The organism is Robertmurraya dakarensis (assembly GCF_900156875.1).
Lineage (GTDB): Bacteria > Bacillota > Bacilli > Bacillales > Cytobacillaceae > Robertmurraya > Robertmurraya dakarensis.
Map to the genome: position 1 here is coordinate 1,360,790 of NZ_LT707409.1, position 24,991 is coordinate 1,385,780.

Annotated in this window: 22 protein-coding genes; 1 reads left to right on the forward strand and 21 read right to left on the reverse strand. The window is 38.0% G+C overall.

Features of this window, described 5'->3' with window-relative positions; translation table 11 throughout:
- Positions 1–268: 268 nt before the first annotated feature.
- From CZ487_RS15450 to CZ487_RS15510, 14 genes are all read right to left on the reverse strand, one after another.
- Complete coding sequence (locus CZ487_RS15450) at positions 269–1,039, reverse strand: crotonase/enoyl-CoA hydratase family protein (protein WP_077213184.1); 771 nt, start codon at positions 1,037–1,039, stop codon at positions 269–271.
- 27 nt (positions 1,040–1,066) lie between these two features.
- Positions 1,067–2,992, reverse strand: coding sequence for a TRAP transporter permease (locus CZ487_RS15455; protein ID WP_077213185.1), 1,926 nt, complete (start codon positions 2,990–2,992; stop codon positions 1,067–1,069).
- Positions 2,993–3,117: 125 nt separating this feature from the next.
- Positions 3,118–4,134, reverse strand: coding sequence for a TAXI family TRAP transporter solute-binding subunit (locus CZ487_RS15460; protein ID WP_077213186.1), 1,017 nt, complete (start codon positions 4,132–4,134; stop codon positions 3,118–3,120).
- Between the two features lie 131 nt (positions 4,135–4,265).
- A complete protein-coding gene (locus tag CZ487_RS15465; RefSeq protein WP_084783297.1) occupies positions 4,266–4,646 on the reverse strand; it encodes a flavin reductase family protein in 381 nt (126 codons plus the stop codon).
- Positions 4,628–4,837, reverse strand: coding sequence for a flavin reductase family protein (locus tag CZ487_RS27740; RefSeq protein WP_084783298.1), 210 nt, complete (start codon positions 4,835–4,837; stop codon positions 4,628–4,630). Before CZ487_RS27740 ends, CZ487_RS15465 begins: the two co-directional genes overlap by 19 nt.
- Before the next feature lie 56 nt (positions 4,838–4,893).
- Positions 4,894–6,045, reverse strand: a complete 1,152-nt coding sequence (locus CZ487_RS15470; RefSeq protein ID WP_077213187.1) for an acyl-CoA dehydrogenase family protein — start codon at positions 6,043–6,045, stop codon at positions 4,894–4,896.
- Positions 6,046–6,141: 96 nt separating this feature from the next.
- Complete coding sequence (locus CZ487_RS15475) at positions 6,142–6,888, reverse strand: glucose 1-dehydrogenase (protein WP_077213188.1); 747 nt, start codon at positions 6,886–6,888, stop codon at positions 6,142–6,144.
- A gap of 145 nt (positions 6,889–7,033) precedes the next feature.
- Entirely contained in the window at positions 7,034–7,828 is a 795-nt protein-coding gene (locus CZ487_RS15480) for an enoyl-CoA hydratase-related protein (RefSeq protein WP_139339581.1), read from the reverse strand.
- 58 nt (positions 7,829–7,886) lie between these two features.
- Complete coding sequence (locus tag CZ487_RS15485; RefSeq protein ID WP_077213189.1) at positions 7,887–9,455, reverse strand: class I adenylate-forming enzyme family protein; 1,569 nt, start codon at positions 9,453–9,455, stop codon at positions 7,887–7,889.
- A 28-nt stretch (positions 9,456–9,483) separates the two neighbouring features.
- Positions 9,484–10,281, reverse strand: coding sequence for an SDR family NAD(P)-dependent oxidoreductase (locus CZ487_RS15490; RefSeq protein ID WP_077213190.1), 798 nt, complete (start codon positions 10,279–10,281; stop codon positions 9,484–9,486).
- A 316-nt stretch (positions 10,282–10,597) separates the two neighbouring features.
- Positions 10,598–11,746: a thiolase family protein gene (locus CZ487_RS15495; RefSeq protein ID WP_077213191.1), complete on the reverse strand. Its 1,149-nt coding sequence runs from the start codon at positions 11,744–11,746 to the stop codon at positions 10,598–10,600.
- A gap of 15 nt (positions 11,747–11,761) precedes the next feature.
- Positions 11,762–12,190 carry a Zn-ribbon domain-containing OB-fold protein gene (locus CZ487_RS15500; protein ID WP_077213192.1) on the reverse strand — a complete coding sequence of 143 codons (429 nt, stop codon included), beginning with the start codon at positions 12,188–12,190 and terminating at the stop codon, positions 11,762–11,764.
- A gap of 61 nt (positions 12,191–12,251) precedes the next feature.
- Complete coding sequence (locus tag CZ487_RS15505; protein WP_077213193.1) at positions 12,252–13,022, reverse strand: crotonase/enoyl-CoA hydratase family protein; 771 nt, start codon at positions 13,020–13,022, stop codon at positions 12,252–12,254.
- Between the two features lie 33 nt (positions 13,023–13,055).
- The gene (locus CZ487_RS15510; protein WP_077213194.1) at positions 13,056–13,859 is read right to left on the reverse strand and encodes an SDR family oxidoreductase; all 804 of its coding nucleotides are present in this window, start codon (positions 13,857–13,859) and stop codon (positions 13,056–13,058) included.
- 142 nt (positions 13,860–14,001) lie between these two features.
- On the opposite strand from CZ487_RS15510, the gene CZ487_RS15515 reads away from it, so the two are divergent.
- The gene (locus CZ487_RS15515) at positions 14,002–14,964 is read left to right on the forward strand and encodes a LysR family transcriptional regulator (RefSeq protein ID WP_077213195.1); all 963 of its coding nucleotides are present in this window, start codon (positions 14,002–14,004) and stop codon (positions 14,962–14,964) included.
- Positions 14,965–15,103: 139 nt separating this feature from the next.
- Here CZ487_RS15515 and CZ487_RS15520 read toward each other — a convergent pair whose 3' ends face one another.
- The 7 genes from CZ487_RS15520 to CZ487_RS15550 all read right to left on the reverse strand — a co-directional run bounded on the left by CZ487_RS15520 (position 15,104) and on the right by CZ487_RS15550 (position 24,974).
- Positions 15,104–16,063: an NAD(P)H-dependent flavin oxidoreductase gene (locus CZ487_RS15520; protein ID WP_077213196.1), complete on the reverse strand. Its 960-nt coding sequence runs from the start codon at positions 16,061–16,063 to the stop codon at positions 15,104–15,106.
- A 47-nt stretch (positions 16,064–16,110) separates the two neighbouring features.
- Positions 16,111–17,262 (reverse strand): acyl-CoA dehydrogenase family protein, encoded by a 1,152-nt coding sequence (locus CZ487_RS15525; protein WP_077213197.1) that lies wholly within the window; start codon positions 17,260–17,262, stop codon positions 16,111–16,113.
- Positions 17,263–17,316: 54 nt separating this feature from the next.
- Positions 17,317–18,885, reverse strand: coding sequence for a class I adenylate-forming enzyme family protein (locus tag CZ487_RS15530; protein WP_077213198.1), 1,569 nt, complete (start codon positions 18,883–18,885; stop codon positions 17,317–17,319).
- The gene (locus tag CZ487_RS15535) at positions 18,882–20,006 is read right to left on the reverse strand and encodes a CaiB/BaiF CoA transferase family protein (RefSeq protein WP_077213199.1); all 1,125 of its coding nucleotides are present in this window, start codon (positions 20,004–20,006) and stop codon (positions 18,882–18,884) included. Before CZ487_RS15535 ends, CZ487_RS15530 begins: the two co-directional genes overlap by 4 nt.
- A gap of 63 nt (positions 20,007–20,069) precedes the next feature.
- Positions 20,070–21,221 (reverse strand): acyl-CoA dehydrogenase family protein, encoded by a 1,152-nt coding sequence (locus tag CZ487_RS15540; RefSeq protein WP_077213200.1) that lies wholly within the window; start codon positions 21,219–21,221, stop codon positions 20,070–20,072.
- Positions 21,222–21,592: 371 nt separating this feature from the next.
- The gene (locus CZ487_RS15545; RefSeq protein WP_077213201.1) at positions 21,593–23,221 is read right to left on the reverse strand and encodes an MDR family MFS transporter; all 1,629 of its coding nucleotides are present in this window, start codon (positions 23,219–23,221) and stop codon (positions 21,593–21,595) included.
- Between the two features lie 154 nt (positions 23,222–23,375).
- Entirely contained in the window at positions 23,376–24,974 is a 1,599-nt protein-coding gene (locus tag CZ487_RS15550) for an ABC transporter substrate-binding protein (RefSeq protein ID WP_077213202.1), read from the reverse strand.
- Positions 24,975–24,991: the final 17 nt, after the last annotated feature.

Below are 24,991 nucleotides of genomic sequence, written 5' to 3' on the forward strand. Positions count from 1 at the left end.
TTGCCCTAGTCCAGTTGGACCTGTTGGATGATCCATGGCACCCACTGCCAAAAAGAAGTCAACTGCATGCTATTCTCCACATAATCCTAGAGCCTCGACATACAATAATTCCTCAATAGAGATGCATCGTGGAATTCAATCACATCCAATTTGTCCCCTGAAATGAAAATACTGATAGTGTCGCAACACATTCTGTCATATTTTCCTACCTCCTTTTGAATATAAATAAAATTCATAATATTAAGAAAGTACTTTACCCACTAATCTTCTATCTTCCCATCCAAACAGGTTTTCGTTTTTCAGCGAAAGCTTTTAATCCTTCTTTTCTATCTTCTGATTCTAATGCTGGTTGAGCAATGATTTTTTGTTCTGTCCAAGCTTCTTCTTCGGTCCACTCAAAAGATCTTCTGATAATCTCCTTGGTAGCGATTTGTGCAGTAGGACCATTCTCTAATATTTTTTCTGCTAACTGAATGGCAGTTTCAAGTGCTTTTCCAGGCTCAGTTAAACGATTAACAACTCCATGCTTATAGAATACTTCTGCAGGTAACATTTCTGCTGTAAGTGCGAGTTCCATAACCAGGTGATACGGCATCCTTTTAGGCAGGCGAAACAACCCTCCGCCAACTGCTACTAAATTATGACGAACCTCCGGAAGTCCCATACGAGCATTATTTGCCGAGACAATCATATCACATGCCAGACATAATTCCATGCCTCCTGCAACCGCGTAGCCCTCAACAGCTGCTATAATTGGCTTTCTTGGTGGTTTCACGAAAATACCAAAACCCCCACGGGATGTGGACCTGCGTGCGCCACGTGCTGCTTCTTTTAGGTCCGCACCAGCCGATAATGTTCCTCCTGCTCCTGTGATGATAGCAACAAACAAATTCGGATCTTCTTCAAAAATATCAATTGCTTCCTTCATTTGTTCTGATGTTTCTGAACTAAAAGCATTACGTGCTTCAGGCCTATTAACCGTAATAATAAAGATCTGACCCCGACGTTCAGTTAAAATATACTTGTTTTGATTTTCCATTTTTTTCAATTCCCCCTATACCGATATTTATTTACCTGCTTCTGTTTCACTTATATTCGAGTTTGAGTCTACGTTAAACATGATTGTTTTCTTGTGTTTAAGTAACATAAAAAACAATAGTAGCCCGCCTAGGATAATACCCGCAATATCTGTCATATACCCCGTGCTTATTGTAAGAACAGATACCAATAACAGCAAAATTCTAAAACCTATGTTTACCTTTGATTTCCAATAGCCTATAACAGCTATGGCTAAAATGTATGCACCAAAAATGGCTGAAATCGCTGCGATAGCAATTTCAAGAATTGATCCTCTTAGGAGAAGTAATTCATTTCCATAGACAAAGGCAAATGGAATAAGAAAAGCTGCTAATGCCAATCTCATGGACGTTACAGCAATGGTATAAGGACCCGCACCTGCAATACTCGAAGCAGCAAATGCTGCCAGGGCAACCGGTGGTGTTATGGCAGAAAAAACAGCAAAGTAAAACACGAACAGGTGGGCAGCTAATGGCTCTACTCCCAATTGAATAATTGCTGGCGCAACAAGAATTGCTACCAAAATATATGCCGTTCCTGTCGGCATCCCCATACCAAGAACAATGGAAGCAATCATAGCAAAGACTAGTAACATCCATAATTCTCCGCCCGATAGACTTACAAGTCCACTTGTAATTTTTAAGGCTAATCCCGAAACACCAAAAGTACCAATAATAATCCCTGCTGATGCACAAAGAATAACCACCATCATTGATGTATTTGCACCATCAGAAAATGCTTCAACTGTTTTCTTAACACCCATTCGATCTTCTTTCGTAAACCAAGTTACAACGATTGCGGATACAATTCCCCAAAAAGCGGATTTTCCTGGTGACATCCCAACAAAAATAAATAAATAAACCAGTACAAAAATTGGGATTACATAGATGATTTGAGTTTTTAATACATGTTTTAGAGGTATTCGATCAGATTTTGGCAGCCCCTGTAGATTTAATCTAGCAGCTTCAAAATCTACTGAAAAATACACTGCAATAAAATATACGACTGCAGGAATCGTTGCGGAAATGACAATGTCACTGTACGGGACCCCAATAATATCAGCCATTAAAAATGCCCCCACACCCATGATAGGCGGCATAATTTGACCACCAGATGATGCAACTGCTTCAACAGCACCAGCAAATTTATTTTTATAACCAATTCTTTTCATTGTTGGAATTGTAAATTGACCAGTTGTAGCAACATTTGCAGTAGCTGCACCGTTTACCATTCCAAACAGGGCACTAACAAAAACGGCGATTTTCGCAGGACCACCCCGAAATTTTCCAAATAAAGAGTTTGACAAGTTAAAGAAAAGTTCCCCGACACCACTTTTTACCATTACAGAACCAAATACTATGAATAAAGCAATATAACTTGCAGATATCCCTAATATACTTCCATAAATTCCAGATACCTGATTGGTATATAAAAAGCCGGTCAATCGATCAAATGACATCCCCGCATGTTGTAAAAAACCAGGCATGTAAGGACCAAAGTAAATATATAACAAACATAAAATAATTAAGATCGGAATAGCGACACCCATTAATCTCCGAGTTGCTTCCAAAATAAGAAGCATGACCAAAACAAAACTAATATAATCCCCAGTAAGAACAATTCCTTGGCGGTAAGTTAATTCGGCAGCTTGCGTTGCCATATAGATCCCTTGAAATAACACCAGACCTATTATTGCAATATCAATCAAATCACTAAAAGGTTTTGATATTTTAGTTGACTGTTCAGAGGTTGGTTTAATTAAAAAAACTAGGAGCAATGCAAGAGTTAAGTGAACATTTCTTTGGTTAACAATTTCTAGTATAAACAATGCACCGTATAGCAAATGCAAAACGAATGCTACACTTATCACTTTTATTGCTAATGACCGAGCTTTTGGTGGGATTATATATGTCAATTATCCTCAACTCCTTTCATATGGTCTGGATTAGGACTGCCCGAAGCTATCTGGATTCTTCGTTAATAGACTGTGCATTTGTTAGCAGCTTCCCAGTTTCGGGACACACTTTGTGCAAAAGGATCCTATTTATGACCTATTTCTTCTAGGTACTTTTCGGTACCAGGATGCAGTGGGATAAAAGGGTTTTTTAATATCGGAGTAAATTTTTCTAAAGTAGCATGTTCGCCCGAAGAATGCATTTCCGTTAATTCAGCAATATTTTCATTTATCGTTTTTGCGACAGTATATACCACATCTTCGGAAGTTCCTGAGTGAGCGAATATAACTACTGATGAAGCGTATGACTGAACATCAGCAGAAAGCCCTTCGTAATCATCTCCGTTAAACGTGTATGGCACATAGACTGGATTTTCTTCGACCATTTTAGCAATACTATCTTCTGGGAATGAAATAAAATTCACTTCTTCTTGACTCATTAATTCCATAACTGATGGTGTCGGAGCACCAGCATAATACGCTAGAACATCAACACTGCCTTCTTTTAATCTATCAATACCATCTGAAAATCCAATAGGAACAACCTCAAAATCACTCTTTTTCAAACCAAAATATCGTTCAAATAGATCTGTAAAGGAAGCTACCCCGGCACCAGGAGTGCTTGCTACTCTTTTGCCTTTCAGATCACTTACAGTTTCAATTCCTGAATCTGCTAAAGAAATAAGATGCATAGGCATTGGATACATATTCCAAACTATCCTGAGGTCTTCATGAGGTTCTGTAATAACTGTGTACATTGAACCATCACCGTTATATGCATCTTTCAAAACTGTACTAGGTCCATATGCCAAGTCTGCTTGTTTATTTGAAACTTGAATCATATTATCAAGAGAACCACCAGTACTTTGGACAGTGACATTATATTGATCACCGAATTTAGAATTTACTAGTTCAGATACTCCGGCACCATTCACATAATAGGTACCTCCTGTATCACCGGTTAACATTGTAATGTTTTCAGGACTGCTCTTTTCACTCCCTTCACTATATTCATTTGAATTGCCGGTTGTGGATGACCCGCTACAACCGGAGACAATAAAAGTAGTTAATATGAAAATCATAAAAATAGATAGTTTTCGCATTCATTTCCCTCCAATTTCCTAGCTTCTAATCAAGTTCAATTAATGTTACAGCGCTTAAGAGGCGAAGATGGGATTCGAAAAGTCCCAAACATTAATTTCTTCTAAAGGTAAAAGCTCCCGCAACATCGCTTTTATTTCTTTCTCTTTATACTCTCTACTACCTTATTTGGGTCAAATGTTCTTTCCATTGAAAAATAGTTTCCAAGTTCTCCATATTGATTACCGGCTAATCTAGCAAGCGGATTTAATTTTTGAAAATCGATTTTAAAATCACCTAAATAAACATTATCATCAATATAAAAATGCAAGACCTCTCCTAACAACATAAACCCTTTTCCAACTTTTATTATTTGATCTAATTTACACTCCATAGAAATGGGGGCTTCTTTTACAGCTACTCCATCAATAACCTTGCATGTTTTAGGTGTTAGATATACTTCATTGAACTCACTAACATCCGGTTTGAAATTTGCCGCAGCATTGTTAACGGCTTCTACCAAGCTGACATCCACAATGTTTCCCCAATTGAAAACATGATGGTTGGAGGATTGTTCGTTACCACACTAAAGAAGCTAAATGGAGCCACATTAAGTATTCCTTCATGACTTTTTGTTGAAACGAATGCTATTGGCCTCGGTACTACAATACCAGTTAGTAGCTTATACAGATTTCTTGGGGATTGGCCATCTACACCAATATCCATATATTCACCTCAATATATAAATTTATAATACTGACTTGAAACAAATTTACCGGAAGTTATTTTAATGCTGAAATACCAAGAACCTTTCGTGCAATTAATAATCTATGAATTTCACTAGTTCCTTCAGCAAATGTAAAGTGTCTAATATCCCGATAGTAGCGTTCAACTGGAAACTCCTTACTATACCCATATCCCCCATGAATTTGTATAGCACTATCAGCAATTTCTAAGGCAGATTCAGTGGCAAATAGTTTGGCAACGGAAGCTTCAATTCTACAATCCTCAGCTTTATCCAGTTTACTTGCTGCCTGTAGCCCCAATAACCTCATCGCACTTAGCTTTGTTACCATATCTGCAATTTTGGCTTGAATTAGCTGAAAACTACCGATTGACTTTCCAAATTGTTTCCTTTCTTGCGCATATTTTATCGAAGCATCAAGGCTTGCTTGTGCTACACCTGCACAAATAAACGCAACCATTACTCTTGCTCTGTTTAATGACTTTAATCCCATTCGTAAGCCTTCTCCTATTTCCCCAATCATATTTTCCTCTGGGATCTCGCAATCTTCGAAAATAAGCTCTGCTGTTGGTAAACTATGCATCCCCATCTTATCTATTTTTTTGGCAATATATTTTGTAACTCCTTTCTCAACAATAAATGCCGTAATACCATTAACTCCTTTACTTTTATCAGTTTGGGCAAAAACAACTCCTATATCTCCATCTAATCCATTCGTAATCCACATTTTTGTTCCATTAAGGATCCATTTTCCATTTCTATAGGTTGCTGTTGTTTCGATACTGGATGTGTCTGATCCTACATTAGGCTCTGTTAAAGCAAAGAAGCCAGTTTTTTCACCTCTCATTAAAGATGGCATATATTTTTCTTGTTGCTCTTTAGTCCCATGTTGATACAAGCGGGTAACTGCCTGATTCGTTCCACTTGTTAGTCCTCTAAGCGAAGGCCAGACTCGTGATAACTCTTCAATCATCAAAAAATAGGTAACATGATCCAGCCCTCCTCCACCTGCTTCCTTAGGTAGCAATCCCCCAATAAACCCAAATGGTAACAATTTCTGCATAATATTATTTGTAACTTTCCTTTCTTTATTCTCGTATTCAGATACTAACGGCGCTATCTCTTTATTTAAAAACTTCCTTAAATTGTCCTTGATCATCTTCTGTTCGATTGATAATTCGAAGTCCATATTTAGCTCTCCTTTTATCTGTTTCGCTGTATTCTAAAAATTCAGAAAACAAAACTTCCTGTAATCTCTAACCTTCTCAAAACTTCGATCTATAAATTAACCAAACCTTCCGCCACTCACATGGATTACATCACCAGTCACATATGATGATTTTTCGGAAGCCAAGAACATTATGGCATTTACGACGTCTTCAGGCTTTCCTAGTCGTCTTAAAGGAGTTGATTTTAACACCCTTTCTTTTATCATTTCATATTTAGGAAGCCTTTTCAGCGCTTCCGTTTCTGTCAAACCTGGTGCAACGGCGTTGACATTGATAGAGTGTCGCGCTAACTCTTTTGCCATCGCTTTTGTAAATCCAACAAGTCCAGCTTTAGCAGATGAATAGTTTGCCTGCCCCATATTACCTAAGTATGAGATTGAGGCAATGTTAACGATTTTCCCTGATTTTTTCTCTATCATGTACGGACTAACATATTTTGTACATAGAAACGTTCCTTTTAAGCAAGTATCTAAGACTGAATCCCAATTTTGGACTGACATATTCTCTATTAAATTGTCTCTCGTAAACCCAGCATTATTAATCAAAACATCAACAGTTTTATAATTACTTAGTGTTACTTCCACCATATTCATCACATCGATTTCATTTGACACATCCGCCACTATTGCTATTGCATTTCCGCCCGATTCATTAATATCAGCTGCACTTTTTATTGCATTTTCTTCAATAACATCAGCGACTACAATCTTTGCACCCTCTAGTGCCAATTGTTGGGCTGTTAATTTACCAATCCCTCTACCAGAACCTGTTACGATGGCAACTCTGTCCTTAAACTCACCCATAACTTCCTCCAGTTTTACTATATTTGTTTAAAAAATAATTGATTGATGATAGCAAAATCTGTTCAACCACGTCGAGTCTTCAAAATACGAAAGTTTAGTCATAAATTGTAAATTTACAAGTAACTGGTTCACCAGTTTATTAGTCCTAATTTTCTTTAAATTTTGGGCGTCGTTTTTCTATAAACGCCTTGACACCTTCCTGATAATCCTCTGTATCATATGCTCTTTCTATTAATTCTTTAAGCTCAGGTGTATTTTCATTTGTTCCATGCAAGATCTCATTTACAATTTTTTTGGCAGCGCGAACTGTGTATTGCGCTCGATTAGCAATTAAATTAGCATAGCGATAGGTTTCATCCTTGATTGATTCAGAATGGTAGATTCGATCGATAAAACCAATTTGTAATGCTTCTTGTGCATCCATGAGACGCCCTGTCATTAAGATGTCTTTCGTTTTGGACGGTCCAACCAAATCTACTATTCTTTTCGTTGCTGCTGTACCATAAACAAGACCAATCTTAGCCGGTGTTATTCCGAACTGACCATTTTCATCTGAAAAGCGAAAATCACACGCTAAGGCGATTCCCGCTCCTCCCCCTACGCAAAACCCCTGGATCATCGCAATTGTTGGCTTAGATAAGTTAGCCAATGATTGATTGGCCTTAGCGATAGCATGGTCATACAAATTGGACCTTCTTTTGTTCGACCGAATTTCCTGAAACTCACTTATATCTGCACCTGCACTAAAAGCTACGTTATTCACACCACGAATGACAACTACTTTTATACTCAGGTCTGAATCTACTTCAAAGAGTAGTCCAGGTAATTCACACCACATTTCGTAATTCATAGCGTTCCGTTTTTCGGGACGATTCAAATTAATCGTTGCAATAGGACCTACTTTTTCGAGATAAATATAAGATGCGTTATTTTTCAACATTTTTTCTCCATCCAGTTTAGTTATTTCAAACAATTTAGTTCACTTGAAACACACTTCCTTAAACTTTTCTTTCTTTTGCTTTCCAATAATTTTCGCGTAGTATCCTTTTGAGAACTTTACCTACCGTATTACGAGGCAATTCTTCAATAAATTCCACAGATCGAGGACGTTTATAGGACGCCAGTTCCCTTCTGCAAAAATCAATCAACTCAGCTTCTGTCACACTTACTTTCGGGTTAATTTCACATATTGCCTTAATTTCTTCACCATACTCTTCATTTGGAACCCCAATTACTGCTACATCCTGTATGGCAGGATGTTTCATCAGCACAGCTTCAATTTCTGCAGGATAAATGTTTACACCTCCAGAAATAATCATATCTTTCATTCTGTCACTAATGTACAAATAACCATCCTCATCGACATATCCAACATCACCCGTTCTAAAAAAACCATCAGGATCTAGTGTATCTGCTTCCAATTTGCTCCTATTAAGGTAACGATCAATTGTCACTGGAGTCTTAATCCATAATTCTCCGACTTCCCCAGCCTTTAGGTTTTTGCCATTTTCATCTCGAATATGAATTTCCACATGTTTATAAGGTAACCCGGATGATCCTGGTTTTTTCAATTGCATTTCAGGTGACATAGCAGAAACTAAGCCCACTTCAGAAGTCCCATATCCTTCATATAAACAATGTTTTCCAAAATAGCTAATCACCCATTTTTTCAATGAAAAAGGAACAGGTGCAGCCCCAATAACAAGGGACTCGATCGAGGATACATCGTATTTTTCTAGAACATCCTCTGGTAGCTGGGCTATCCTTTTTATAATTGTGGGGACACAACTCCATCTATTAATCTTATATTTCATAATTAATTCCAAGGTTTGAACAGGATCAAACTTCTTGAGCAGGACTACCGAACCACCTGTTTGATGTGTGATCTCTGCATTACCTGGTGCCAAGCCGTGATGAAGAGGCGTGTTGACCAAGAATCGATTATTGTCAGAACTGCTAAATCCTCTCTTTTGTTCAATATCCTTTTTGTACTCAAAAACCTCATCACCACGACTATCGAGCAAATTCGGATCTCGATATACTCCTTTTGGATGACCTGTCGTCCCTGATGTATAAATAATAAAGTTCGGAGTAATTCTTTTACTTAGTCGTTCCTCCACTGGTCTTTCTGCTATCATATCGTCAAATTGTTGTACCTTTTCGTGGTGTAAAGTATGAATGCCTATCATACTAACTAAAGGAACATGATTCCATAAAGGAAGCAATTCTTCGGGGTCAGAGTCATCAAAAATAATCACTTTTGCTTTACTATCCTTCATGACGTGAAGGGCTTCCGAATATTTAAAATGCCAATTTAAGCCTACTTGATCGCAGCCAATCTTCGCTAAAGCACGATTGATAACGAACCACTCTGGACGAATTTGACTTCTAACAGCTACAGTATCCCCTGGTCCAATTCCTGCTTGCACAAGTGCATCCGCTAATCGGTTGGCTTGATCATTCCATTCTTTCCAAGTCAATGAATAACCGTTTTCATCAATGATTGCTTCATCATTAGGTTTAATTTGTGCCCAATATTCTAAGCTTCTAGGAATAGGATTCCCCATTTCGTTACCTCCTTTACTCTTATAGTTTTTATTGATTAAACGAATATCCACCATTTACAGGATACGTTTGACCGGTGATCCAACTAGAAGCATCAGATGCCAAAAACAAGACCATATTTGCCACATCATTTGGTTCTCCAACGCGACGAATCACATATTTTTTCAGCATTTTTTTCATACGTTCCTGATTTTCAAAATTCGCCTCCGTTCTTGGTGTTCGCGTGGCTCCAATTGACACAGAATTTGCTGTAATATTGTATCTTCCTAATGATTTTGCAAGAGCTCGCATAAGTCCAGATGCACCAGCTTTAGCTGCCGAGTATACGACCATCGGGTCTGGTTCTCCTACTCTCCCCGCATCAGAAATAATCGTAATAATACGACCTCGCTGGTTTTCCACCATTCCAGGAATCGCTGCACGACAACAGTTCAAGACACCCATCAAGTTGACACCCAATCTTACATCCCAACTCTTCGGATCAGACTCCCAAAAAGGAATACCTCGTTGTTCTAATTCAGGTTGAGCTCCTGCATTTCCAGCATTATTTACTAATAAATCGATGGATTGACCGAAATGATCTTCTGCTCTTTTCACCATACTTTCAACGCTGTCATAATCAGTAACATCTCCTTGAATAGCGAATGCACGTCCTCCAGCTTTTTCGATTTCCTTTACAACCGCTTCGGCACGTTCAAGGTAATAGTCATTCACAACAACACCTTTTGCTTGATGTGCAGCAAAATGTAAGGCAATTTGGCGTCCTACTCCTTGCCCCGCACCTGTAATAAGCCCTACCTTACCATTCAAATCTAATAAATTTTCCATCGTTTCTTCATTCCTTTCAACTCAGTTTATTAAGAATTAGATAGTAAACTTCAACAATCCTCAAAATATTATAATTTTTCAGAAAATTACAAAGGGATATTCACTATCTAATCTTGAGTGGTTATTATCTACTAAAAAAAATCACATGAGCACTTAATAAAAAGAGATTTTATTAAAATTTCTTCTCTACTTTTATGTAATCACATGTGTCAACAGTTGTAAAATACAAACATTTTATACTGTCATTAATTTTCATAATACAAATTGCTATAATCAAAAAAGTAAAAGAACGAAACTCGTTCTTTCACCCCCGAACTTACGGTCTTTGCAAAACATGCACAACACAGACACTTCCAAGTCCGACCATATGTGCTAGACCAGTTCTAGCCTTCGGTTGCTGTCGTGGGCCAGCCTCATGGCGTAACTGTCTTGTCACTTCGGCTATTTGCCCAAGACCTGTTGGGCCTGTTGGATGTCCCATTGCTAATAATCCACCTGATGGGCTTACCGCAACTTGCCCACCAATATCCATCGCACCTTCTGCAAGTAGATGAGGTGCTTGCCCTGGACCGCATAAACCTAATGATTCAACATAAAGTAATTCCTCAATTGTAAATGCATCATGAAATTCGATAACATCCAATTCCTTTACTGTAATATCAGCTTCTTTTAGGGCAATGGCTGTCGTTTCTCTTGTTAATTCAGCATCAAATCCAGCTCCAGGTTCGTACACCCGTTCACTGCGTGAAACGGAAGCGCTTACTCTAATTGCTCTACTTGGATCAATACCAAAGCGTTTAATCCCTTCTTCTGAAGCGACAATTACTGCTGAAGCACCTTCTCCAATCGGGCAACATTGTAAGCGAGTAAAGGAACCTGAAATAGGATCGTCTGAGAGAACTTCATCTAAAGTACGTTCCTTCTGTCGATGGGCATAAGGATTCAATGCTCCATTCCGATGATTTTTGACAGCAACTTGTGCAATCTGTTCATCAGTTACTCCATATCTACTCATATAATCATGTGCTAATAAAGCAAAATGCGTAAATGGAACAATCGCATCACTAGCTAAATCTTTTATTCCGTTTTTCTCAAAAGCCCTTGGCATTGGGTCAACTTTGTCAACTCCAACAGCTAATGCAACATCACTGAAACCTCCGGCAATCTCTATACAAGCTTGACGGAAAGCACTTGAGCCAGTAGCTGAAGCGTTTTCAATATGGGTGATGGACGTTCCGGTTGTCCCTAAGTGTCGCAACATCGCACGCCCTGCAGCCATTCCTAGTTTAGCTGTACCGACATAAGAGGACTCAACGGCTTCCCATTCAATTTTTGCATCTTGAAGTGCTTCGCGAATAGCTGTCAACCCTAATTCTACATAGGTCTTTTCACTTGCACGTTGATATCGGTGTAAACCGATCCCAACTACATATACTGGTCTTAGTTCTTTTAATATCCTGCCCATATTAATCCTCACTTTTTAATTTGATTGATTTATAGAAAATCGAAGATCTACAATTTCTCTTCCGTCCTCATCCCGTCCTACCGAAGAAAGTGTCGAATAGACCGTTTGACCGATTGATAATTGTTTTTCATCTGTCACATCTAATAATCCCCTAATGACAACACCAGCGTCTAAAACAATGGTAGCAACAATATAGGGTGCTGGTAAATCTTTTCTTTGACTTCGATGGACGGTGGCAAATTCTCTAATTTTCCCTCTCCCACTCATTTCAATATTTTCAATATCATCGCCAAATCTTCCGCATGATTCACACCCGAAATACTGCCTTGGGAAAAAGACATACCCACATTTACATTGACATCCTTTTAGTGACGGTCTATCCGGAAGTTCTTCTGTCCCTCTAATAGAAAACACAGATGGTCGCAGTGCAATTTGATCTATCATCGCTTAATCTCCTTTAATTATTTTATTAATCACTGATTCTTACTCTCTTCACCCTAGATCTCTACTTTCCACTCCAGATTGGTTTCCTCTTTTCAGCAAAAGCCTTTAGTCCTTCTTTGCGATCTTCAGAATCTAATGCTGGTTGTGCGATAACCTTTTGTTTCTCCCATGCCTCTTCTTCTGTCCACTCGTAAGCATGGCGGATAATCTCTTTTGTTGCAATTTGTGCAGTTGGGCCATTTACTATTAGACGTTCTGCTAATTCAATAGCTGTTTGTAGTGCCTGACCTGGCTCTGTTAATCTATTAACAACACCAAAGCGATGGAAGTGCTCAGCTGGAAGCATATCTGCAGTAAGGGCAAGTTCCATTACCAAGTGATATGGCATACGCTTTGGCAAACGGAATAAACCACCTCCAACAGCAACTAAATTGTGGCGAACTTCCGGAAGCCCCATCTTGGCGTTATTAGCAGCCACAATCAAATCACAGGATAAAGCAAGTTCCATTCCACCAGCCACAGCATAACCTTCAATTGCTGCAATAATCGGCTTTCTTGGTGGCTTGGCCATGATCCCGAAACCACCGCGTGGTGTACTTCGGTCCTCACCTCTTGCGGCTGCTTTTAAATCGGCACCCGCAGAGAATGTACCACCTGCTCCAGTAATGATCGCGACAAATAAATTTTCATCCTCTTCAAATGCATCAATCGCCTGACACATTTGCATACCTGTAGCTCCATCACAGGCATTTTTAACCTCAGGGCGATTGATTGTAATGATAAATATTTTCCCTCGTTTTTCTGTCAAGACTAAATTTCCTCGGTTTTCCATCTGATTACCCTCCTTTATTACTCCCTAACGACACTACTGATTGAAAGAATAGCCCCCATTGACTGGATATGTTTGTCCTGTCATCCATCCTGATGCCTCTGAAGCAAGGAATAACACCATATTGGCTACATCGGACGGTTGACCCAAACGACGGATGACATAATTTTTCAACACCTTTCGCATGCGTTCTTCATCGTCCATCCGTCCTTCTAGTCTAGGTGTCATCGTTGCAGCGATCGCCACTGAGTTTGCGGTTATGTTATATCTTCCTAATGATTTCGCTAATGCGCGCATAAGACCACTAGCACCCGCTTTTGCTGCCGAGTATACAGGTAAATGCGGTTCTCCTACCCTTCCTGCATCAGAGATGACCGTAATGATTCTTCCGCCATTTCCCTGTTGAATCATTTCAGGAATCGCAGCTCGAGAACAATTTAATACTCCCATTAAATTGACTCCAATCCAGCCATCCCAAGTTTTTGGATCAGATTCCCAAAATGGAACACCCATTTGTACTGAATCTGGATTAGCGCCAGCATTCCCAGCGTTATTTACGAGAATATCAACAGATTTACCAAAATAATCAATTGAAGCCTGAATCATTTTCTCCACACTTGTATAATCAGTAACATCTGCTTGGATCGGAATGGCGTTACCACCCTGTTGGTTAATCTCCTTCGCAACTGCCTCTGCTCTTTCTAAATGGTAATCATTCACAACTACCCCTTTTGCATGATTTGCAGCAAAATGTAAGGCAATCTGTCTGCCTACTCCTTGACCGGCACCTGTAATTAGAGCTACTCTGTCCTTTAATTCTAATAAGTTAGCTAAATATATCTTGCTCCTCTCTCTATAAAACTATCGTTCAGAATATAATAAATATTTTAAATATTTATTTGAATTTTATCGTATCTTATATATAATGTAAAATATATATATTTTATATATCTATTAGAATTCTTTATATGTGGGGGGTTATATGCGAATAGATCAATTGATTTACCTTGTAGAAGTGTCAAAATATAAGTCTATTTCTTTGGCTGCAGAAAATCTTCATATTACCCAGCCAACTATAAGTCAAGCTCTAAACGCGCTTGAAGCCGAATTAGATGTAAAACTTTTTCATCGTTCTCGAATCGGTACCATTCCCACAGATGACGGTAAGATAATCATAAAAAAAGCAATCGAGATCCTTGAAAAAGTAAATGAAATCAGTGAATTCTCCGGAGATCATTCAAAATTATTATCAGGTACACTCTCAATAGCCTCTGTTCCTAGTTTTAGTATGCATATCCTTTCAAGTTCGATTGCATCCTTCACTAATACCTATCAAGGTGTTACACTCAATGTCTTTGAGGATATTAGTTCGGTTATTAAAGAGGAAGTAAGGGCCGAAAGAGTAAATCTAGGTTTCATTGCGAGAGAGAACCAACGTCAATTCGATGAACATGATTTATATTTTGAAAAGCTAATAGAAGGACATGTTATGGCCTGTGTTGGCAGAAAGTCACCTTTAGCATCTAAGTCAACAATATCTTATAAAGAAATTGCCAAAAATCCAATCGTATCTTTTAAGAGCAAATCACCCTTTTTCAAAAAAATCATGAGTATTCTATCTAAGTATAGAGAACCTAGTATTCTTTTTAATTCTGGCATTACAAACGAAGGAACAGGTAAGCAAATTCTTTCAGAGGGTGTAGGAGTTGGCTTTGTTTCAAGTATTGCCATAAAAAATGATCCCTATTTTATGACAAACAAGCTGATTGCCATACCTATTTCAGAAAAACCGATAGAAATTGCTTATGGCTACGTTAGCTTAAAATCTCGACAATTGACTCCTGCCGCAAAAGAATACCTAAGATTATTAAGAAAAAATTTAATCGCAAAGAAGGACTTAGAAAATAACTACATTACAATATTTGAAAATGAAGAGATTGGTTAGGCAAATATATTTAATCATTAATAGTCATTGATTGCCGTGAAGATGAGTTATTGTTAATAAGAGCCTCTCCTTATCGATTGTTGATTGATAAGGAGAGCAGATTACATCCATGTATTAATAGGATCGTATAATAATACCTTTACCCCATAATTATATTCATGCGGGAGAGTGTAGATTTTGCATCATCAATTATCTGTTCTATTACTTCCTTAACAGTAGGTACATCATGAATGAGACCTACAGATGATCCACATGACCAAACTCCAGCGTCTAGATTACCGTTAGTAAATACTTCTATTGCTCGTTCCCCTTTTATCAGCGGAAGCAGTTCTTCTACTGTCGCTCCCCGGCTTTCCAACTCCAAAACCTTCTGTGAAACTTCATTCTTTGCCACTCGCGTGGTTGAACCAATTGTTCTTTGAATCAAGAAAGTATCTAGTTCTGAAGCTCCTACCATCCATTGTTTAACGTTTTCATGGAGCAGAGATTCCTGTGTTGCCATAAATCTAGATGCCATTAAAACCCCTTCAGCACCAAGTGACAAAGCAGCAGCCATTCCTCGTCCATCAGCAATTCCCCCACCAGCAATGACAGGTATGTTTACTGAATCCACTGTCTGTGGGATAAGAACTAGACCGCCAACGTCCATTCCAGGATGTCCTCCGGCTTCAGTACCGATTATGATTACTGCATCTGCACCAAGTCTTTCAGCTGTTTTTGCATAACGAACGGCGGGTACCTTATGGATGACGGTAACATCATTATCTTTTAGGACTTTCATATATTTTCCAGGGTTATCTCCGGCCGTTTCGACAATCCGAATTCCTTCATCTAATAAAACCTCAATAAACTCGTCATTAGGAAGTTTTTTTCTAGGTGATACAATTAGATTGACACCTATTGGTTTCTTGGTTAACCTTTTTGCCAGACGTATATCCTCACGAAGATCCTCAGGAGTTTCATAGTGTGCTGACGTGATAAAACCAATTCCACCAGCTTCGGCCACCGCTGCTACTAATGGAGCACGACCAACTCGAAACATCCCGCCACAAAGGATTGGGTATTCAATATTTAATAATTCCGTAATACGAGTTTTCAAACCTTTTCCTCCTTAGGAAATTCTCACTCTCACAAAGAACCACCCTGTTATCTAAAAGCGCTTTTTCCGGTAAGTTCACGCCCGATTACCAGCTTCTGTATTTGACTCGTTCCTTCTGGTATCGTTAAAATTTTTGCATTCCTAAATAATCGTTCAACAGGGAATTCAGATGTTAATCCATAAGCACCATGAATTTGAATGGCTTTTGAAGTAACTCGAACAGCCATTTCTGTTGCAAATTGTTTTGCCATTGAAGTCTCTATTCGGCAATGTTGCCCTTTGTTCACCATATCTAATGCTCGATAGGTTAGTAGTTTCGATGCATCAATTTCAGTTTTCATATCAGCTAACATTCCTTGAATTAATTGAAAAGAGCCAATCTTTTTGCCGAATTGTTCTCTTTCTTTTACATATTGTATTGAATAATTTAGCGCTTTTTCAGCTAATGCATTGGCATCTGTTGCAACAAAGCAACGCCATGCATGAAACCCTTTCAATTTGCTCTTATAGCCATCACCCTCTGGAACAATCAGATTTTCCTTTGGTACGCGGACATTATCAAAGTAAAGTTCTGCTAAATCCCCTTGATTAAAGCCCATTAAGTTGATTTTTCTTGACTCGATAGGTGTATCTTCTCTATCAATAAGGATTAAGCCAATTCCTTTTCCACCCTTGGAACGATCAAATGAAACAGCAACAGATATATAATCTGCTAGATTTCCATTCGTAATAAATGTTTTCGTCCCATTTATCACATAATGATCACCATCTAATACAGCCGTTGTTTGCATCTCAGAAGGATTGGATCCAACATTGGGCTCTGTATTTGCTGAGCAAGCAATTTTATCACCTGATAAAAGTCCTGGTAGGAATTTTTCTTTATGGTAATCCGTTCCGCGTTCAGCAATTGTCCTCGCCATATTTGGTGAGATTCCTAAATATCCTTTTAATTCATATGGCAATTCTTCATATATTAGTGCCCACGTTTTAATATCTAAGCCAGCCCCACCCTGCTCTTCTGGAATGGTTGTTCCTAAAAATCCAAATGGCTTAACTTCTTTAAACATTCTTAAGACAAACTCTTTTGAAAACGGCTGATCATCGCCTAGTTCTTTAATAGCAGGTTCTAAAACCTCCCTTGTTAGTTTTCTTATTGTTTTCTTTAACATCAATTCTTCATCTGTAAATTCAAAATTCATTATAGATAGCCTCCTCTAGAAATGCCTAATCAAAAGTTACCTTTACTAGGTGTATCAAACATTTCTTTCCTTTTCTTTCCAATACGCTTTGCGCAAATCGTTTTTAGTTATCTTCCCAACCGTATTTCTAGGTAGCTCATCTACGAATTCGATCGAACGAGGCCGTTTATAAGAAGCTAGCTGACTTCTACAGTACTCGATCAATTCTTCTTCTGTTACCGTCACATTTTTATTAATTTCACAAAAAGCTTTTATTTGTTCTCCAAACTCTTCATCTGGAATCCCAATCACTGCTACATCCTGTACAGCTGGATGTTTTTGTAAGACAGCTTCAATTTCAGCTGGGTAAATATTGACACCACCAGAGATAATCATATCCTTGATCCGATCATTGATATAAAGATAACCATCCTCATCAAGATAGCCCATATCTCCCGTTTGGAAAAAACCGTTCTCATCTAATGTATCAGGTCCTAGTTTCTCCTTATTTAAATATCTGTCGATACAGACAGGTGTTTTCACCCAAATAACACCTACTTCGCCGGTGTTCAACTTTTGTCCATTCTCATCTCGAATTTCAACTTGAACATGCTTGTAGGGATAACCGCAAGATCCTGCTTTTGATCTCTGTAGTTCTGGCTGCAAAATCGTAACTAATCCCGCCTCAGAAGAACCATATCCTTCATACACACAATGTTCTCCAAAATAGTTCATCGCCCATTCTTTTAATGAATATGGTACAGGAGCTGCCCCTACTGTAAGAGTCTTTATAGAGCTCACATCATACTTCTTTAATACCTCTTCAGGTAGTTGGGCAATCCGTTTTAGTAGTGTAGGGACACAAGTCCATCTCGTTATTTTGTGTTTCATTATTAATTCCAACGTTTTCTCTGGATCAAACTTTTTAAGAAGTACTACAGTTCCCCCACTCTTATGTGTGATTTCAGCATTGTAAGGTCCCAATCCGTGGTGGAGAGGCGTGTTGACGAGGGAAATATTACCCGTCTTCATAAAACCTGATGCATCTAACATATCTTGTTGATATTCAAGTAATACCTTTAGATTTTGTTTCATCGCCTTTGCTGGGTCCTTAAAGACACCTTTTGGATGACCAGTTGTACCTGAGGTGTATATGATTAATTCCGGTTTCACAACTTTACTAATTCGCGCTTCGACTTCTCTTTCAGAAATCAAATTTTCATACTGTTCAACCTCTGGATGAGGGTTAGTGTTGATGCCAACCATTGTTTTTAATGGGAGCTCATCCCATAAAGGTAATAGCACATCAGGTGTAGGATCATCAAAAACAACTGCAGTAGCCCCACTATCCTTCATAACATGAAGAATTTCTGGTAATGTAAAATGCCAATTGAGCCCAATTTGCATACAGCCAACCTTGGCTAAGGCACGATTGACCACAAACCATTCCTTGCGAATTTGTGATCGTACGGCCACAATATCTTTGGGGCGAAGTCCAGCACGGACAAAACTATCCGCTAGCAGGTCTGATTGCCGATTCCATTCCTTCCATGTTAATTCAGATCCATTTTCATCTATAATAGCCGTTTCATCAGGCTTAATTTGAGCCCAATATTCCAAGCTTCCTTGAATAGGTTGAGTCATGTATTCTTCACTCCTTTTAAATTTTTTGAATATTCCGAATTATTCTCTCCTAATTTGGCAGCTTCCTTTGGGGATTGGACTGATAAATTTTCAAACTTGACGGGATATTTAACAAAATATTCACCTTCACCCGTTCCGTAATTTTCAAATAAATCTCTTTCGATGAAGCTTTCAACTTGAGGAAGCTCCCCGATTTCATTAACCTTACAACTAGGTACATCATTTTTATCAAAGATCTCTAACCATTCAGCTAATGGTTTCTTCAATAATTCCTCTTCAATAATTGGATTTAAAGTCTTTGCATTTTGGGAACGCAAGGGCCATGTTTTATATTTCTCTTCATTTAACAGTTCAGTTCTGCCAATCGAATGACACAAGTTTTCAAAAAAGTGGTCCTCAAGGCTTCCTAACGCAATATACTCATGGTCCTTTGTTTCAAAAGCTCCGTATGCTCCTGTAGTAAGAAAGTTTTCTTTATTAGGTTTTCCTTGATCATAGTATGATGCAATCCGTGGGCCCATCCATGCTAAAACGGTATCTGTAATCGAAACGTCTATAAAATCCCCTTGTCCGTTAAGATCTCGATTTCTCAACGCTGCCAGTATAGACGTAACTGCATACATAGCTGACGTTAAATCCGCTACTTGAACACCTCCCCATGGCGCTGGTGGACCTGCAGGATCTCCACTAATACTTAAAGCACCAGAAAGAGCCAAGTAATTGACATCATGTCCAGGAACTGTTCTTAATGGTCCCGTTTGACCAAATCCTGAAATCGAACAGTAAATAATTTGGTTATTAATTTTCGACACTTCTTGGTAATCTAACCCTAACCTTGCCATTACACCAGGTCTGAACCCTTCAACAAGCACATCGCACTCTTTTATCATTTGCTTAATAAATTCTATTTCCTGTTCATCCTTTAAATCTACTGTAATACTTTTTTTGTTCCTATTGACTGCATTAAACATTCGCTTGTTTCTTCTTGTAAAATCACCTGTATGTGGACGTTCTACTTTGATTATCTCCGCTCCAAAATCAGCTAAAGTCATTGTACAAAAAGGACCCGGTAGCAAATTAGAAAAATCTAGAATTTTAATTCCTTCTAATGGTAGAGTCATATGAACACCTCTTCATTTTTTTATTACAAGAAAGAAAACGTATTTTGTTTGCTAATGTACTAGTTATCTGAAAGCGTTCATCCCAGTCAGTTCACGTCCAATAATAAGTTTTTGTATCTGTGTAGTACCCTCGGGAATTGCCAATATCCTTGCCTGTCTAAATAGGCGTTCAACTGGAAATTCCGAAGTAAGACCATATGCACCATGTATTTGTATGGCTTTAGACGTAACACGGATTGCCATTTCAGTTGCATAATGTTTCGCGATTGACGTCTCAACTCGTGCGATTTGGCCTCTATTTACTAAATCCAATGCTCGATAGGTTAATAATCGTGCAGCATCTAGTTCCGTTTTCATATCTGCTAACATTTCCTGAATCAGCTGAAACGAACCTATTTGTTTCCCAAACTGTTCTCTTTCTTGTGAATACTTAATGGAATATTCCAAAGCCTTTTCAGCAATACTGCATCCACTTAATCCAACAAAACAACGCCAAGCATGAAAACCACTCATTTGTGTTTTGTAACCCTGTCCTTCAGGAATTAGAAGATTTTCTTTCGGAACTCGTACATTATCGAAAAAAAGTTCAGCTAATTCGCCTGTATTAAATCCCATTAGTTTAATCGGTCTGGCTTCTACAGGAGATTCCTCTCGATCTACTAAAATAATGCCTACTCCCTTACCACCTTTGGAACGATCAAACTGAACAGCTACAGAAATATAATCTGCAGTCATTCCATTTGTAATAAAAGTTTTTGTCCCATTTATCACATAATGATCTCCATCGATTGTGGCGGTAGTTTGAATTTCTGAAGGGTTAGATCCTACATTTGGTTCAGTATTTGCCGAACAGGCAATTTTATCACCTGCGAGTAGACCCGGCAGAAACTTTTCCTTATGGTAATCGGTACCACGGTCATATATTCTTCTCGCCATATTAGCAGTTATGCCAGACATTGACTTCAGTTGATTTGGTAACTCTTCATACAGTAGTCCCCAAGTCATAAGATCAAGTCCTGCCCCTCCAGCCTCCTCTGGAATGGTTGTACCTACTAATCCAAATGGCTTAATTTTTTTTAACATACTTAGAAGGAATTCTTTAGTAAATGGCTTCTCATCACCTTGTTCCTCAATTGCTGGTTCTAACTCTTCTTTTACAAATTTCTTAATCGTTTTCTTAATCATTTGTTGTTCATCAGTAAAATCAAAATTCATAAATCATCTGCCTCCTATATAGCTCTAATTTATTTTCTCACCTATGATGGTGTATTTCATAAAGTTAAGAAAGACCATAGCAAATTCATTACCAAAAGTACCCCTTATCATGAAGGCGTTTTCAAAATTATTTAAGAAACCCAATTGAGAGTTTGTTGAATTCTCTAATAATAGAGAAATATAAATACATCACGGCTTAATCAAAGTGGATAATTTTCAGAATATACAGTATATTAAATCACTACTAAAATCTTATTTGATTTTTTGATTTCTGTAAAATAGTAATTTTTTATATAGAGTATTAATGAATTTTATACAATCGACTACTCACGTGTATAAAGTTCGTGACAGTCGCAAAATCACAATGTTAGTTAGTTTGTTTGCTTGCTAGTTAATCCCGAGGTTTTCTTTTGATCTGTGACATTTGCTGGTGTATCCTTTGGACTATTAGTAAGTCTTAAAGGTTTTTCTTTCAAAAAAAACGTTAATACGAATCCCATTAAAAGAATCATACTCGTTATCATGAAAACAAATGTTAAAGAATGTCCTAATGATTCTCTAACCTGTTCAATTAGGCTCCCCGTAACTTCCTGTAAATCTTTTGGTATATTTGCTTTGATATCTTCAACTTGTTGATGATCAATCAAAATCTGTGGATCTTGAAGTTGAGCTAATACTTTATTTTCATCAATTATCTTATCAAGTCCGTTCCTTGCAGTCATCTGTTCCACTTCAGTCCCAAGTCTTGCGTTCATAATAGTCCCCATGACTGCTACACCAATTGTTCCACCTAATTGCCGGAATAATTGCACTGTAGAAGTTGCTACTCCAAGTAGCGATTGTGAAACAGCGTTTTGAACTGATATCATGATTACCGGTAAACAAAAGCCAAGCCCCGATCCGACAAAAATAATATTGATAACAGCTCTTGCTGTTGAAGTTGACACATCCATTAACGATAAAGAATACATCCCCGTTGCCATTATAAGTATTCCAATGATGACAAGTCTTTTATATTTTCCTGTTTTTGAGATTAGTTGACCGCTAATTGCACTCGCGGTAACCATACATAATGTCATGGGCATCATAATTAATCCAGATTTTGTAGCTGTAGTCGCAAGTACACCTTGAACAAAGAAAGGCATATACATGATCGCCCCAAACATACCCATCCCAAGGATAAATCCAATTCCATTAGATAAGCTAAAAACTTTGTTCTTAAATAAACTTAAAGGTAGGACCGGGCTCGAAACTCTCTTTTCTGTGTAAATAAATAAAATAAAACCAACTAAGGAGCATATAAAGAGAAAAATAATCATGGATGATGACCATGCATAATTATTCCCCCCCCATGATAGAGCAATCAGCATCGGAACAAGTGTTAATGAAATAAATAAGGATCCAAAATAATCGATTGGCTCTTTTGTTTTTGCAGCTTGTTTGGGATAAATAAATAGAATCATACAGAAGGCCACTAAAGCAATCGGTAAGAACACCCAAAATACCCAATGCCAATCTGCATTATCGACAATCCATCCTCCTAGAGTGGGACCCAGTAAGCTTGAAATTCCAAAAATACTTGTCAGTAAGCCTTGCCATTTCCCTCTTTCTCTTGGTGAAAATAAATCCCCAACCACAGTGAACGAGGTTGACATAATCATACCTGCGCCAAAACCTTGTATACCACGATAGAGAATTAATTGAATCATGCTTTCTGACAGACCACAAAGAAATGACCCAATAGTAAAAATACCAATTCCAATAAGCATAAAAATTTTACGTCCATAAATATCAGATAGTTTTCCAACTAAAATGGCCGTAACACTAGAAGTAAGCATGAACATCGTAAATACCCAGCTATAGTAGTTTATACCATCTAGATCGGATATAATTCGTGGAAGGGCTGTACCCACAATCGTTTGATTTAAGGCAGCAAAAAGCATAGCTGACATAACAGCAAGCATAATTAAAATTTTTTTCCTCAGCACAAGATTTTCCATCTTGCCCTCTCCTTTTTAAAGCTTAATTATTAGCTTTTATTGCCCTAATATTTGCAACGATTTACAAGAAAAGCATTTTTAGATTATCGCAAAATAATATCTCCTTATCGATTACTGTGTAGATAACTGATAAGGAGACTATTCATAATAAATCTTATTTTAAATCTGTATTTTCATTTAGCGGCCAATAGTAGTATAGACTTCCCCCATGCTGACTGTAGCCTAAATCTACTTCTGTTCTTCTAACAAGAGTTGTTGAATATTCAATAAGTGGAGCGACGACGTACTCTTCCATTACTTGCTTTTGGATTTGTGCATATAATTCATTTGCTTCACTCTCGTCTGTTGCAACAACAGCTTGATCAATAAGAGCATCACTCTTATCATAATGAGAATAATTCAATACTCCAGTTGGTGTTCCAACCGTTGAATTACTATGATATACGTCCCTTACCCACCAAGAAGCATGAGGAATACGGTTAAAAGCAACGTACGCAATCGTATTCATATCTTTTCTCATATTATCTTGGTATGTTGTATGTTCAACCTTCTCTAATGGCATGTCAATCCCTATTTGTTTAAGTTGATCCTGAGCAAATACCATTGGATTTAAGATATGAGAAGCTTGTGAGACATATTGTGGTGGTAACTTAAATCCATTTTCATAACCAGCTTCCTTCAATAGTTGCTTCGCTTTTTCAATATTATATTCATATTTTCCAGCGTCGACAGCACCTGAAACATCAGAAGGTATTGGTCCTTGCGGTACTTTTCCATTTGTTGTCATGGAAGTAACATAAGATTCCGCATCAATCGCATGAGCAATCGCTTGCCTTACACGGATATCATTTAACGGTTCTTTTGAGCTATTCAAGTAAAAATTCCCTTGGTTGTTCGGACCACCAAGTTCAACCTTAAGGTCCTGATTTTTACTAATTTTATCCAACCATAAAGGATCAGAAATACCCAAAGACATATGAATTTCACCTTTTTCCATTGCCACATCAATTGCTGTTGAATCTGTCATAATCTTAAAAATCACTTTATCAATTTTTGGCTCGCCACGGAAGTAATCTTTATTTTTTACTAAAATCGCTTGGTCTTGCGTTTTGTATTCAGCGTATTCGAATGGACCAGTCCCTATATGGGGCTCACCTGCATCAATTGCCTTTGTATTAGCAATTGCACCACCTTTATAGTTCATAAGTAATTGTAGAAAGTTAGGATCAGGATTACTAAGATTAAATACAACTGTATATTGATCTGGTGTTTCTATACTTTCTACATGCTGAAAATATGTCGAATCAGAAATTCCATTTGTAGGGTCTATTACTCTTTCGTACGATGATTTAACATCCTCGGCAGTAAGTTCTCCATAACCTTTATGCCATTGTACTCCTTGTCTTAAATAAAAAGTCCATTGGGTAGAGGTTTCATTACTTTCCCACTTTTCAGCCAGGTCTCCTTCAATTGCCGTAACATCAACTTTTCCAAGAGGCATTCTTACTAACCCATTAAAAAGGTTCGGGACAACTGCATATTCTGGTAGACCTGCTAAGAAATGCGGATCAAAGTCTTTTACTTCACCACCGATAGCGAAGTAGAGAGTTTTTTCTGTATCAGTGTTATTGTTATTCTCTTTTTCTTCTGAACTCTTCTGATCACTAGAAGAAGTTGATTGTTGCCCGGAACAACCTGTGATAACGAAAATTGCTGCGATAAAAATCATTACAAACTTTTTATATTGCTTCATAAGATTGACCCCCCCTT